The sequence below is a fragment of the Streptomyces sp. F63 genome (genome assembly GCF_018070345.1).
Taxonomy (GTDB): Bacteria; Actinomycetota; Actinomycetes; order Streptomycetales; family Streptomycetaceae; genus Streptomyces.
On sequence record NZ_JAGPXX010000023.1, the window covers coordinates 18,120 to 31,063 of the forward strand.

The 12,944-nt window shown below is 75.2% G+C and carries 13 protein-coding genes; 8 read left to right on the forward strand and 5 right to left on the reverse strand.

Features of this window, described 5'->3' with window-relative positions; translation table 11 throughout:
- Positions 1-217 precede the first annotated feature (217 nt).
- The 3 genes from KBZ10_RS20965 to KBZ10_RS20975 all read right to left on the reverse strand — a co-directional run bounded on the left by KBZ10_RS20965 (position 218) and on the right by KBZ10_RS20975 (position 4,095).
- Positions 218-670, reverse strand: coding sequence for a DUF5709 domain-containing protein (locus KBZ10_RS20965; RefSeq protein ID WP_210989223.1), 453 nt, complete (start codon positions 668-670; stop codon positions 218-220).
- 341 nt (positions 671-1,011) lie between these two features.
- Positions 1,012-1,896: a DUF2382 domain-containing protein gene (locus KBZ10_RS20970; protein ID WP_210989224.1), complete on the reverse strand. Its 885-nt coding sequence runs from the start codon at positions 1,894-1,896 to the stop codon at positions 1,012-1,014.
- Positions 1,897-2,103: 207 nt separating this feature from the next.
- Positions 2,104-4,095: a glycogen debranching N-terminal domain-containing protein gene (locus KBZ10_RS20975; RefSeq protein WP_210989225.1), complete on the reverse strand. Its 1,992-nt coding sequence runs from the start codon at positions 4,093-4,095 to the stop codon at positions 2,104-2,106.
- A gap of 428 nt (positions 4,096-4,523) precedes the next feature.
- Here KBZ10_RS20975 and KBZ10_RS20980 point away from each other — a divergent pair, with 428 nt between their 5' ends.
- Together KBZ10_RS20980 and KBZ10_RS20985 are read left to right on the forward strand one after the other, a co-directional pair.
- Positions 4,524-4,892 carry a hypothetical protein gene (locus tag KBZ10_RS20980; RefSeq protein WP_210989226.1) on the forward strand — a complete coding sequence of 123 codons (369 nt, stop codon included), beginning with the start codon at positions 4,524-4,526 and terminating at the stop codon, positions 4,890-4,892.
- A 436-nt stretch (positions 4,893-5,328) separates the two neighbouring features.
- Positions 5,329-6,108, forward strand: a complete 780-nt coding sequence (locus KBZ10_RS20985; protein WP_307847535.1) for a DUF309 domain-containing protein — start codon at positions 5,329-5,331, stop codon at positions 6,106-6,108.
- Positions 6,109-6,224: 116 nt separating this feature from the next.
- Here KBZ10_RS20985 and KBZ10_RS20990 read toward each other — a convergent pair whose 3' ends face one another.
- Together KBZ10_RS20990 and KBZ10_RS20995 are read right to left on the reverse strand one after the other, a co-directional pair.
- Positions 6,225-7,133 (reverse strand): helix-turn-helix transcriptional regulator, encoded by a 909-nt coding sequence (locus tag KBZ10_RS20990; protein ID WP_210989227.1) that lies wholly within the window; start codon positions 7,131-7,133, stop codon positions 6,225-6,227.
- 91 nt (positions 7,134-7,224) lie between these two features.
- On the reverse strand, positions 7,225-7,473 hold the full coding sequence (locus KBZ10_RS20995; protein WP_210989228.1) for a DUF397 domain-containing protein: 249 nt from the start codon (positions 7,471-7,473) through the stop codon (positions 7,225-7,227).
- Between the two features lie 261 nt (positions 7,474-7,734).
- Here KBZ10_RS20995 and KBZ10_RS21000 point away from each other — a divergent pair, with 261 nt between their 5' ends.
- The 6 genes from KBZ10_RS21000 (at position 7,735) to KBZ10_RS21025 (ending at position 12,921) form a co-directional block, all read left to right on the forward strand.
- A complete protein-coding gene (locus KBZ10_RS21000; RefSeq protein WP_158711015.1) occupies positions 7,735-7,977 on the forward strand; it encodes a hypothetical protein in 243 nt (80 codons plus the stop codon).
- A complete protein-coding gene (locus tag KBZ10_RS21005) occupies positions 7,974-8,210 on the forward strand; it encodes a hypothetical protein (RefSeq protein WP_210989229.1) in 237 nt (78 codons plus the stop codon). The genes KBZ10_RS21000 and KBZ10_RS21005 overlap by 4 nt, the downstream gene beginning before the upstream one ends.
- Before the next feature lie 78 nt (positions 8,211-8,288).
- Positions 8,289-8,642 carry a hypothetical protein gene (locus KBZ10_RS21010; protein ID WP_210989230.1) on the forward strand — a complete coding sequence of 118 codons (354 nt, stop codon included), beginning with the start codon at positions 8,289-8,291 and terminating at the stop codon, positions 8,640-8,642.
- Between the two features lie 312 nt (positions 8,643-8,954).
- On the forward strand, positions 8,955-10,676 hold the full coding sequence (locus tag KBZ10_RS21015) for an enoyl-CoA hydratase-related protein (RefSeq protein WP_210989231.1): 1,722 nt from the start codon (positions 8,955-8,957) through the stop codon (positions 10,674-10,676).
- The gene (gene hpnR / locus KBZ10_RS21020; RefSeq protein WP_210989232.1) at positions 10,667-12,220 is read left to right on the forward strand and encodes a hopanoid C-3 methylase HpnR; all 1,554 of its coding nucleotides are present in this window, start codon (positions 10,667-10,669) and stop codon (positions 12,218-12,220) included. Before KBZ10_RS21015 ends, hpnR begins: the two co-directional genes overlap by 10 nt.
- Positions 12,221-12,357: 137 nt before the next feature.
- Positions 12,358-12,921: a hemerythrin domain-containing protein gene (locus tag KBZ10_RS21025; protein WP_210989233.1), complete on the forward strand. Its 564-nt coding sequence runs from the start codon at positions 12,358-12,360 to the stop codon at positions 12,919-12,921.
- The last annotated feature ends 23 nt before the right edge of the window (positions 12,922-12,944 follow it).

The following is a 12,944-nucleotide window of genomic DNA, read 5'->3' on the forward strand; positions in this document are numbered from 1 at the left end:
CCGCCGTGCCGCCGTGGCGCCGGGAGCACCGCGGGGCGGCCGGGCCCGGCGACGCCGTGGTGACCGGCGCGGGCCGCAACGGCCTCGTCGCCGTCAACCTCGTCGCCGTCAACCTCCTGGGGCCGTGCCCATGCCCCTGCCCCGGAGCGGACGCGGGGCCCGGCCGCTCCGGGGCAGAGGCAGGACCGGAGCTCCGCGGAAGGCCCCGGACCGGAGCTCAGATGCGGTCGTCGTCGACGATGTGCACCGCGTCCTCCTCCGCCGAGAGCCCGTGCGTCGAGCCCTCCTGCGAGTACACGTCCTGCTCGCGGGGGCGGTCGGGGTCGGGTTCGTCGTAGAGCAGGCCCGCGCGCGGGTCCTCCTCGCCGTTCTCGTCCTCGTCCAGCGCCCGGTAGTCGGCCTCCGGGTCCTCCCAGGCGACGGCCCCGCGCGGCTCGGCGAGCTCCGCCGGGTCGGGTTCCGGCACCTCGTCGGACAGCCGCTCGTCGAGCGTCTCGCCCTCGCGCACCTCGTTCGGGGTCGTCTCGCGGAACTCGGCGAACGTCGGCTGGTCGCCCGGCACCGGCATCTGCTGCGGGTCGGACGCCCGCTCCTGCTGAGGGGTGCCGTCCTGCAGGTCGGGGATGCCCTCGTCCTCGGGATCCACCGCAGGGTCGTGTGGCGTGGTCACGGCACCGGCTCCTTCCATGGTGTGTCCGTCCCCCGGTCTTCCCCCCACGCCGCCCGGGTGCCCGCGCGAGCCGCGGTCATGCGGCGCGCGGCCCGGCCGGACGGCGCGCGGAGCAGCGGCGACGCGGCGGCACGGGGCGGCACGGGGAGGGACGCGGCGGCACCGGGCGGCACGGGGAGGGACGGGCCCGCGCCGGGCCGCCGGGCGGCGGCGCGGGACCGTCCGGAAGCGGCGGGCCCGGTGCGCGGTCCGGTCCGCCACCGGGACCGGCGTCTCCGGCCGTCTGCCTCCGGGCAGACGGCGGGCGGCGTCCGGGCCCGTCCGGGACCCGGACGGAGGTCCTAGGAGAAACGATCGCCGCGGCCGCCGCGACCGGGCTGTTCCGGCCCTTCCGCGGTGTCCTTCCCCCGGCCGCTGTCGTAATCGATCTGCTCCTTGCGGATCTTGGTGCTCACCTCTTCCTCGTCGGTGACCTTCTCGGCCTCCAGCCGGACCCGTTCGACGGGCACGGTCTCCTTGCGGACCACGGGGCGCTCCTCGTGGAGGGTGATCTCCACCTGCTCCTCCTCGATCGGGGAGGCCGAGGAACGGCCGCGCTCCTCGGGGCTGAGAGGCTCCCGGGTGACCCGGACCTCCTCGTGGCTGACCGGGACCGTGGTGTGCACGTCCTCGGTGACCACGTGCTTGCGCAGCCGGGCGCGTCCGCTCTCGTGCTGCTCGGTGTCGACGTACGCGCGCTCCTCGGAACGCGTGACCTCGGGCGTGCCGCGGACGCGGGCGGTCTCGCGCTCGCGGGTGGCGGGCGCCGGGGCTCCGGCCTGGGCCGGCGTGCCGGCGGAACGCCCGGGCCCGGTGGTCCTCGGGCTGCCCGCGGTGTCCTCGGGGCGCCGTCCAGGACGGTCGCCGGACACGCTCAGGTCGTAGTGCCGGTAGAGGTTCTCCTCCTCGGCGGGATCCAGGTGGCCGCCCGCGTCGATGCGCGGCGCCTCCTTGATGTCGTCCTTGCCGTACGGGACCTGCAGCCGGTCGGCGGAGACCTGCGCCCCGCCCAGCGGCACGAAGGTCTCCTTGGTGCCGAACATGCCGGTGCGCACCGTGATCCACTCCGGTTCGCCGGAGGCGTCGTCCAGGTACACCTGCTGGACCGATCCGACCTTCTGGCCGTCCTTGTCGTACAGCGGGCGGCCGGCCAGTTCCTGCGGGCCCGTGCCGTGCGGTGCAGTCATCGCTGCGTACTCCTTCCGTGCGATTGCGGGACGAGCAGACGTGCTCTTCTCCATTGCGCCCCGCTTCGCACACCCCTGCGACCGCAGCCCGGCGGCCCTCCCCGTACCGCATCTCCACACCGGCATGTCCGTGGGCGGATACGGGACGGGCTTTCTGCCGGACGTTGGGCCATACGGGTGATGCGGCTGAGGTGCCGCCGGCCGTCCTCAGCCCACCTGTCCCTTGACCGCGGTCAGCAGGGCCAGCGGAGTGGCGGCGGCCCAGGCCTGCGGCCGGCAGGAGTGCGGGTACGGCACCGGTGCCGGCTGGTCCCCCCGGTCGTATCCCGCCATGACCTCCGGCAGCCGCCAGCCGTGGGCGGCCGCGGCGTCCACCAGCCCCCGGGTCACCTGGAGCACCTGTTCCGTCAGCCCGTACTGCGCGAGTCCCAGGACGGCCAGCGCGTTGTCGTGCGGCCGCACCGCACCCTTGTGGTGGGACAGCGGGTGGTACGCGGACTGGTCCGACGCCAGCGTCCGGATGCCCCAGCCACTGAAGAAGTCCGGCTCCAGCAGGCGCCGCCCGACCGCCTTGCCGTGCTCCCGGTCCAGGATCCCCGACCACAGCAGGTGCCCCGCCTCCGAGCCGAGGGCCTCGGCCCGCCGCCCCGCCGAGTCCACCGCCTGCGCCGGGAAGTCCTTCCCGTCCATCCAGAACTCCTGGTGGAACCGCTCGCGCAGCGCGGCCGCCGCCGTCTCCAGGCGCCCGGCGAAGCCGGGGTCCTCCCAGACGGTGCGCGCCAGGGCTGCCGTGCGGACCAGCGCGTCGTAGGCGTACCCCTGCACCTCGGCCACCGCCACCGGGCCCTTCGTCCGCACCCCCCGGCCGAAGCAGAGCGCGCCGGGGGTGTCCTTCCAGCTCCGGCCGGCCGCGGCGGTGCCGTCCACACCCCCGGGCGCCGCGCAGGCGAGCCAGCCGAGCCCGGACAGCCCGCCGTCGCGGAACATCCACTCGACCGCCGACCGCGCCGGCTTCTCCAGCACCACGGCGAGGCCGGTGTCCGCGGTGCGCTCGGTGTAGGCGTGCAGCAGGACGAGGAACAGCGGGGTGGAGTCGACGGCCCCGTAGTAGCGCCCGTACGGCACCTGCCGGAAGCAGGACAGTTCACCGTGGCGCAGCTCGTGCACGATCCGGCCGGGCTGCTCCTGCCGCTCGGGGTCGTAGGTCCCGCCCTGCGCGGCGGCGAGCGCCGGCAGGGTCGCGGCGGCGAGCCCGGGCCGGTACGGCAGGGCGAAGAGCGAGGTCAGCAGGGCGTCCCGGCCGACCAGGGCCAGATACCAGGGGATGCCCGCGGCGGGCACCCGCAGCGGCTCGCCGTCCGGACCGGTCGCGGGGGCCCGGAGCCCGGCCAGATCGGCCAGCCCCTGCTCACAGGCGCGGGCCAGTTCGGTCCAGCCGATGACGTCGCGGGGCCGCGGATAGGCGCCGGCGAAGGACGCGTTGTCGGCGGCGACCCGTGCCAGCGCGTCGCCCGGCGGGCGGATGTGCGGGGGAGAGGAGGGGGTCGTGCCGGAGGGCAGTGCGCAGGCCTGGACGAGGATCTCGGCCTCCCCGTGCGGCGGGAGCTCCGTCCGCCACTCCAGGATCCGCGCGGTGCCCTCCCCGGGCCGGGCCACCGCCTCCGGCGAGGGCACCGCGCGCACCACGGTCCGGGAGTGCCAGGAGGGCTCACCGGAGGGCGCCACCCGCTCGTAGCCGAACTCCACGCCGTCGGGGCGCTCCAGCGCGGAGCGGACCGCGCCCGGCTTCTCGTAGACGCGGTTCTCGAAGCGCAGCTCGAACTGGTCGGCGAAGTCGGCGTCCACGGTGAGCGCGATCCGTGCGACGGTGCGCGCGGGGCGGTTGCTCGTCACCCGCAGCAGCTCCAGCAACGACCGTTCGGCGACGGCCTGTTCGCGGAAGACCGTGTACGAGGGCGGCTCCGCGCGGCTGCCCGGCGGGGTGAGGACGGCGGCCAGCGGCCGGTCGGGCCCGGCCTGCCGGGCGGGGACGAGGACCTCCGGGGCCGCGCCCTCCAGAGTGAGCCGCCAGCGGCTGAGGTGGCGCCCGTCCCGGGCGAACAGCCCGTCGGGTGAGGCGCCGCGCGCCTCCGTGATGTCGCCGGAGTCGTTCACCGCGGCGAACGTGCCGTCGTGTACGAGGAGATGGTGTCCGGTCATCGGGGGGAACTGCCCTTCGTCGGGCTCCCTGCGGAGCGGGTTCCAGGAGGCCGGGGGCGCGGACCCCGCCGCGGTGCGGATCGGCCGGGGGCTCGCGGGAAATCGGTATCACAGGCGGCGTCCGGCACCCGGTGGCGCGCGAGCCGCGCCGCGCGAGTTCGCCGTACCGGTCCAGCCCCGCCGCGGACCGCCGGGGCCGGGGCGGGAGCCCCGAACCCGGGGGCGGCGCGCGGGGGATACGCCACGGGGAACGGGGCACGCGGGGAGAGGGCCGCGCGCGTGCCGCCCGGCTGATCCGAACCGGTGGAGCACGCGGCACGGCCCCTGCGGGTCGGGCGGCGTCCGCGCGCACCGGCGCCCCGCGTCTCCTACGGTTCGTGGTGAGGGCCCGCAGCAAGCACATCCCGACGGGCAGAGGAGCGCCGCCGATGAGTACCGAGCAGAGGCCGACCCATGTCAGCGTCCAGCTCACCGACTGTGCCCGGGACGACGCGCAGGCGGTGTTCGCCGCCCTCGGCCGGGCGTTCCCGCTCGTCGTCGAACCGGCCGGCCACGGGGCCGGCGCGGTGGACGGCCGCCCCACGGTGTGGTCGACGACGGTGGACGTGGCCCGGTCGGGCGGGCATGTGGACGGCGGCCCGCTGGGGGGTGCCGTGATCGCGGACCTCTCCGGCGGCTACCAGGCCGTCGGAAAGGTGCGGGAGGCCCTGGAGGAGTGCTTCCACGCGGAGGACAAGGGCAGCGCTTCCGGCGACCAGGAGATGGAGATCCGGCTGCGCATCACCCCGCGCGACTGAGCGGGCGGCGGCGCGCCGTCCCGCCCGCGCCGCCGGGAGCCCGGCCCCGCTCGCGGCGCCCCCGGTGCCGATGGGGGAGAAGAGCACTACTGATTCGTTGTTAAACTATGTGGAGCGCCGTCGGCCGGCAGGAACACGGTTCCGCTCGCCGCGAGGCGGGCGCGGGGACGGCGCTCCCCGTACGGTCCCGGTCAGGTCCCCCCGTCCTGGCCGGGACCTTCCCGTTCGGCGCCGCGGCCGCACACCGCCCCGCAGCGGGCCGGCGGAGGTGTGAGCCGCCCAGCGCCGCGAACCGCTTCCGCGGGGCCGCGCTCCGGGACGTGCGCCCCGCCGCCGTGTCGCCGCCCCGCGCCGTCGTCCGCGCGTCCGGCCGCCCCACGGGCCGGACCGGGACCCGGGTGGAGCCGTACCGGCCGGAAGGGTGCACCATCGGCGGATGGAGACTGAACGACAGCAGGAGGGCGGAGACCCGGCGTGCTGGCTCGACCGGGTCTGTGACGAGTGCGGCCGCATGCGCGAGGGACCCGATCCCGCCGTCTGCGAGAACTGCGGCACGCCCGGCCGCGCCCGCACCGGCGCGCCGGCCCGGCTCCCGGACCCGTCCCGCGGCGGCGGGGGCGGGGGCGGCGGGGGCGCGGGGGACGACCGCGACCGCGACGCGGAGGGCCGTGCGCGCAACGCCCGCCCGCGCGACGGGCTCGGCAGGCCCCTGCCCTACGGCGCACCGGGCGTCGAGCGCCAGCCCGAAGGGGTCCTCCGCACCCCCCGCCGGACCCTGGAGGAGGCGCAGCGGCTCCTCGACGAGGGCAAGCCCTTCCACGCCCACGAGGTGCTGGAGGACGCCTGGAAGGCGGCCGGGGAGCGCCCCGAACGGCCGCTGTGGCGCGCCATGGCGCAGCTGGCGGTCGGCATGACCCACGCGGCCCGCGGCAACATCAAGGGGGCGGTGGCCCTGCTGGGGCGGGCGGCCGACGGCATCGAGCCCTATGCCGCCGCGCCGCCGTTCGGCGTCGACGCGGCCGGGCTCACCGCCTGGGCCCGCCGGTCCGCCGCCCGGCTGTCCGCGGAGGGGACGCCGCCCGGCCCCGCCGCACCCCCGCGTCTCCGCGCGGCCGGTGCGCGCGGCGAGACGGCCGGTGCGCGCGGCGAGACGACGGGACCGGCCGGGGGCACCGGGGGAGCGGCGGGCGCCGGCGACATCGGCGCCCGGGGCTGATCCCCACCGGGCTCCCGGATCCGGTCCGGACGCACGGCAGGGCCTCGGCGCGTACGCCCAGGCCCTGCCGTGCGCCGGCCCGTCCCCGCGGGTCGCCCACCCGTGGGGAGCCGGAATCAGCCGAGCTCCGCCAGGATCTTCTCCAGGAAGGGCACCGTGCTGCTGGGCTGGTCCGCCTCGGCGCACAGCCGGTCCATGACGGCCAGGTAGTTGTCCAGGTCCTCCTGCTTGTCCAGGTACAGGGCGCTGGTCAGCTGCTCCAGGTACACGATGTCCGGCAGGTCCGGCTCCAGGAACCGCAGAATCGTGATGGGGCCGCCCGCGGCGGAGACGCCGCCGATGCTGAACGGGGCCACCTGCAGCACGATGTTGGGCTGCCGCGACATGTCGATGAGGTGTTCGATCTGCTCCCGCATCACGGCGTTGCCGCCGAGCGGTCTGCGCAGCGCGGCCTCGTCGAGCACCGCCCACAGCCGGGGCGCGCCCGGCCGGTGCAGCAGCTCCTGACGGGTCATCCGCAGCCGGACGCGGCGCTCGATCTCCGAGGCGGCGGCACGCGGGTGCCCGAGATGGGTGACGGCGCGTGCGTACCCTTCCGTCTGCAACAGGCCGGGTACGAACTGGTTCTCGTACGTGCGGATGACGGAGGCGGCCTCTTCCAGGCCGAGGTGGGTCTCGAACCAGCCGGGCAGGATGTCGCTGTACTGGTGCCACCAGCCGGGCTCGGTGGCCCGGCGGGCGAGGGCGAGGAAGTCCTGTCGCTCGTTCTCGTCCGTGACGTTGTAGAGCGTCAGGAGATCGGCGACGTCGCGTTCCTTGCAGCCGACCCGCCCCAGCTCCAGCCGGCTGATCTTCGCGTGGGAGCCCCGGATCGCGTCGGCGGCGGCCTTCACGGAGACACCCCGCGCCTCGCGCAGCTTGCGCAGTTGTGTGCCGAGGACGATCCGCAGGACGGTCGGTCCACCCTGCGGATGCTCGAGAAAGCGCCTTATCGATGGTTCAAGGCCCGGCCGAGCGGCGGTCATGCTGGCTCCCCTGAGCGAATGGGCGAGTGCCCAGTGTTCCACCACGGGGCCCGTCTCGTACAGCAACAGAGCGTCACTGCGCGGCGGGTCGTCACTTCTCGCCGACCATACCGTCGAACTCGCCGTCCTTGGCGCCGAGGAGGAACACGGCGATCTCGTCGAGCGTGTAGACGAGGGCCGGTCCCTCCGGGTCGCGGGAGTTGCGCAGGGCGATGCCGCCTCCCGGAAGCCTGGCCAGTTCCACGCAGTTGCCGCTGGGGTTGCTGTGGCGGCTCTTCTGCCACGCCACCCCGACCAGCCGCGCCGCCGACACACCGTTCTCGTACTGCTGTTGCACCATTCGCCTCTTCTCTTGATTTTCCGGGCACGGGCGTGACCTACCGTCACCCCGTACTGAAGTCGGCCCGGAATGCAATTGCAAGTGTTCTTGCAGATGTACTTGCAGTGACTGTGCGACTCCGGCGATAGTGAGACCGGACACGGCCGCGCCGCTCGCCGGGGAAGGCGGGCGGGGGACGCCGGCGGCGCGGCCGTGTCCGAGCACGCCCCTAGCAGGCCGTCGCCGGCGCGCGGAGACCGACCGGCGGAGCACAGAGGAGTGGTGAGCGTCAGCAGCAACCGCAAGCCCGCTTCGAGCTGCGCCATCGGCGAGCTCGCCCTGGACGCCAGGCAGGGGCGGGTAGGAGTCGTCATGGACACCCAAGGCGGCCGCATGTACCTGCGGCGCCCCGAGGGCGGCCGCGAGTGGGAAGCGGCCCCCCAGGACGTCCGACCGGCCACCCCCCGAGAAGCGGCCGAGGGCGCGGCCCACAGCGCGTATCCGCAGCAGAGAGGTTCCGTATGAGCGCGGAGACCATCCACCGCCACGCCGACTGGGTGCTGCGCAGGGAGCCGGCCCCCGAGGCCCCGCCCGCCGTGTACGAGGTCGAGTGCACCAGCTGCACCCATTCCTCCGGTGCCGCCGACGAGGCCGGCGCCGTCTACGAGTGGGCGGCCCGGCACGCCGCCCTGGGCCCCGGGCACACCGGTTTCCGGGAGATCGTCCACCGCTTCTGGCGGGCCTCGCCCACCTCCTGACCTGCGTCCGGCCGTTACGACCGGTTCTCCCCGGGTACGCGGGTGGCAGCCCGCCCACCACGTGCCAGGAGGCGAACGATGGACGACCGACAGCCCGATGCCGCTTCCCCGGACTCCGTGGAGGACCGGCAGCGCGCGGACGCGGAGCGGCGCGAGGAGCAGCACATCCGCCCCGAGGCGACGCCGGAGCAGGACGGCGCCGCGGCCCGGGGAGATCTCCCGATCGGCAAGGCCGACACGCCCAACGTCGCCGGCAGCGACGAACAGCAGCCGGAGATCGCCGAGGGGCCGGTGCCCGGCGTGCAGCCCGGCGAGAAGGAGCACGCGGCGTGGCGGCCGCCCGTCGCGGAGGACCCGCCGCCCCGGGGCGCCGCACCGGCCTCCGGCGACTACGAGGCGGTCCGCCGCCAGAAGAAGGAGGGCGGCCCCTGACCGCCGCCCTCCCCGCCCTCCCCGCGCTCCCCCCGGGGCCCGCCGTGCACGGCACGGCGGGCCCCGGACGCCGTCGTGCCCCGGGAGGGACCGGCCGTACCGCCCCGCGCCCGCCCGTCCCCGCGCCGCCCGCCGGCCTGCCGGAACACCGCGCCCCGCGGATCGGCCCCCGCCGTTCCCCCGAGCGGACGCACTTCCCGCCGCGTCCGCCGGGTCGCCGCCGCCCGGAGCCTCCTCCGGGTCAGGATCGTGCGGTCCGTCACGGCCGTCCGCCCCCGGACGTCCGCCCAGAACCGGGCATCAGGAGGCGTCATGAAGATTCTGCTGGTCGCGAGCGCGTTCAACAGCCTGGCGCAGAGGCTGTTCACCGAGCTCCTGGAACAGGGCCACACGGTGGAACGGCTGGCACCCGACGGTGACGAAGCCGTACGCCGCGCCGTGCGCCGCTGCGCCCCCCAGCTCGTCATCGCGCCGGACCCGGCCCCGCCGCTCCCCGAAGACATCCGCTCCGCCCACACCTGCCTGCTCGTCCGCACCGCGCCGCCGGGCGACCTCGGTCCGTCCCCGCTGGACTGGGCGCTGCGGGAAGGCGCCGACCGGTGGGGCGTCACCGTTCTGCAGGCGGCGGGGGAGCCGGACGAGGGCGACATCTGGGCCTCGGTCCCCTGCGAGGTCCCCGCGGCCGGCAAGGGGGACTTCCTGCGCGGTGAGATCGCCGACGCGGCCGCCGAGGCGGTGCTGCTCGCCGTCGCGAGATGGGCCTCGGGAACGCACCGCCCCGTACCGCAGGCGTCCCTGGAGACCCGGGTCGTCCGCCGTCCCCCCTTCACGCAGGAACTCCGCCGCATCGACTGGGAGCGGGACTCCACCGCCACCGTGCTCGCCAAACTGCGCGGCGCGGACTCCCGCCCCGGCGTCCTGGACGAACTCCTGGGCGGCGAGTGGTTCCTGCACGGCGGCCACCCCGAGGACCGGCTCGCCGGCCGCCCCGGCCATCTGCTCGCCACCCGCGCCGGCGCCATCTGCCGCGCCACCACCGACGGTGCCGTGTGGATCCCCGAACTCCGTCCCAAGCGGCGGCCCGGCGCACCGGCGGCCGTCCGGCGCCCCGCCACCCTGGCGCTCGGCGGCTTCCTCCCGGACCTCCCCGAGGTCCACGCGCCGCTGCGGCTCCCCGCCCAGCGCCGCACCTGGACCGACATCCAGTACGCGGAGCGCGGCCCGGTCGGCCACCTGCGGTTCTCCTTCCCGGGCGGCGCGATGAGCACCTCCCACTGCCGGCGGCTCCTCGCCGCCTTCCGCTTCGCCCGCAACCGCCCCACCTCCGTCATCGTCCTCGGCGGCGCCCGGGACTTCTTCTCCACCGGCCTGCACCTCCACGTCATCGAGGGCGCGGACGACCCGGCGAAGGAGTCCTGGGCCAATCTCACCGCGCTCAACGACCTGGTGGAGGCCGTGCTCACCACCACCGACCGGCTGGTGGTGGCCGCCGTCGGCGGCAATGCCGCGGCGGGCGGCGCGATGCTGGCCCTGGCGGCCGACGAGGTGTGGTGCCGCTCCGGCTCGGTCCTCAACCCGCACTACGGGCGCATGGGGCTCCACGGCTCCGCGTTCTGGACGTACACCCTGCCCCGGCGGGCCGGCGCCGACCGCGCCGCCGCCCTCATGGCCGAGGGCCTGCCGGTCGGCGCGGCCGGGGCCCGGCGGACGGGGCTCGCCGACCGCGTCCTGGACTGCGCGCCGAAGGAGTTCGGCGGTGAAGTGGTCCGGATGGCGGCCGAGCTGGCCGGCGACCCGGGGCTGAGCGCGCGGATCGCCGACAAGAAGCCCGCCCGGGAACGCGCCGAGGAGATCCGGCCACTGCGCGCCCACCGGGAGGAGGAGCAGGAGCGGATGCGCCGCGCCTTCTTCTCCGACACCGACCCGTACCACGCGCTGCGCGCCGCCTTCGTCCGTCCCGGTCCCGCCGCGCTCACCCCGGCGGGGCGCGCCGAGATCCCCGCTCCGCCGGTGAAAGACATGACATGCGCGTAATGCTCGTCCACCCGAGCGCCCTGATGTACTCGGAGCTCTTCCTGCGGCTGGAGCCGCTCGGGCTCGAACGGGTCGCCGCCGCGATCCGCGACGCCGGGCACGAGGTGCGCGTCGTGGACCTCCAGGTGCTCTCCCGCGACCTGCTCGACCGCGAACTGGTCTCCTACGCGCCCGAGGTCCTCGGCATCGGCCTGAACTACCTCGCCAACATCCCCGAGGCCATCGAGATCGCGCGGATGACCAAGACGGTGCTCCCGCACTGCTTCGTCTTCTTCGGCGGGCACAGCGTCTCGTTCATCGCCGGCCACGTGCTGGAGCAGGCGGACGGAGCCGTCGACGCCGTCGTGCGCGGGGAGGGCGAACCGGCCATGGCCCCGCTCATGGCCGCCGTCCGCGACGGCGGGCTGACGAGCGTGCCGGGCCTCGTCTCCACCGCGGGACGCGGCCCGGCACCACAGCTCCTCGACAGCCTCGACGAGCCCCGCCCGGCCCGGGACCTGATGCGGAACCGGAGCCGGTACTTCATCGGCGAGCTCGATCCCTGTGCCTCCATCGAGTTCACCCGCGGCTGCCCCTGGGACTGCTCCTTCTGCTCCGCCTGGACCTTCTACGGGCGCAGCTACCGCAAGGCGTCCCCCGAGGGCGCGGCCGAGGAGATGGCCTCCATCCGGGAGCCGAACGTCTTCATCGTCGACGACGTCGCCTTCATCCGCCCCGAGCACGGCGACGCCATCGCGGCCCAGCTCGAACGCCGCCGGGTCCGCAAGCGCTACTACCTGGAGACCCGCAGCGATGTCCTGCTGCGCAACGAGGAGGTCTTCGCTCGCTGGCGGCGGCTGGGACTGAAGTACATGTTCCTCGGCATGGAGGCGATCGACGCCGAGGGGCTGGACCTCTACCGCAAGCGCGTCAGCCCCGACGACAACTTCCGCGCCCTGGAGCGGGCCCGCAAGCTCGGCATCACCGTGGCCATCAACCTCATCGTGGACCCCGCCTGGGACGCCGAACGCTTCCGCGTGGTACGGGAGTTCGCGCTGTCCGTGCCGGAGATCGTGCACCTCACCGTGATGACCCCGTACCCCGGCACCGAGGTGTGGCACACCGAGGCGCGGCAGCTCACCACCCGCGACTACCGGCTCTTCGACATCCAGCACGCCGTCGTCCCCACCACCCTCCCGCTGGACGCCTTCTACCGCGAACTCGTCCGCACCCAGGCCGTCATCAACCGCAAGCACCTCGGCCTGCGCACGGCGCTCGGCGCGCTGGGCGTCCTCGGCCGCAACCTCGCCCGCGGCCAGACCAACTTCGCCCGCATGCTGTGGAAGTTCGGCAAGGTCTACAACGCCGACCGCCAACTCGCCGACCACGCCCGCCCGGTCCGCTACCACCTGCCGCTGCCGGAGCGCCGCACCACCACGCCCGGGCGGCGTGAACTCTACGTCCACACCCGGCCCGTACGGACCCGCACGGCGGAGGACGCCGCCCCCGCCGAACGGGACGGCACCGCGCCGGCCGGGACGGACGGCAGCGCCCCGGCCGGCTGAACGGCGCCAGGCCTCCGGCCTCCCGGTGTTCCCCGCACGGGCGTTAGGCCCCGGCGGGCCTGGGTACGCGGAGCGGACCCGGCACCGGCCGGGAACGCGAGACGACCGCGTGATGACAGCCAGAAGGAGAGACCGGTATGGGACACGGCGGGAACGTCATCGACGAACTGACCACCGACCACCGCGAGGCCGACGAGATCTTCGGCCGGATCGAGGCACTGCCCCCGGGCGACGCCCGGCGCAAGGAGCTCGCCGACGAGGCCGTCATCGAGCTGGTCCGGCACTCCGTCGCCGAGGAGATGCACCTCTACCCCGCGGTGCGCCAGTACCTGCCGGACGGCGACTCCATCGCCGACAAGGAGATCGAGGACCACTCCTCCGCCGAGCGGACCATGAAGCAGCTGGAGAGCCTGGAGGCGGACGACCCCGACTTCGACCGCCTCGTCACCACCCTGATGCGGGAGATCCGCCTGCACGTCGAGGACGAGGAGACCACCCTTTTCCCCCGGCTGCGCGCGGCCGCGGACGCCGAGGAGCTGGACCGGCTCGGCGAGAAGGTCCGCCAGGCCAAGCAGACCGCCCCCACCCGGCCGCACCCGTCCGCCCCGTCCACACCCCCCGCCAACAAGCTGCTCGCCCCGGGGACGGGACTCGTCGACCGCGCCCGTGACGCCCTCACCGGACGCGGCAAGAGCAGCTGACCCTCCCTCGCGGCCCGCCGCCA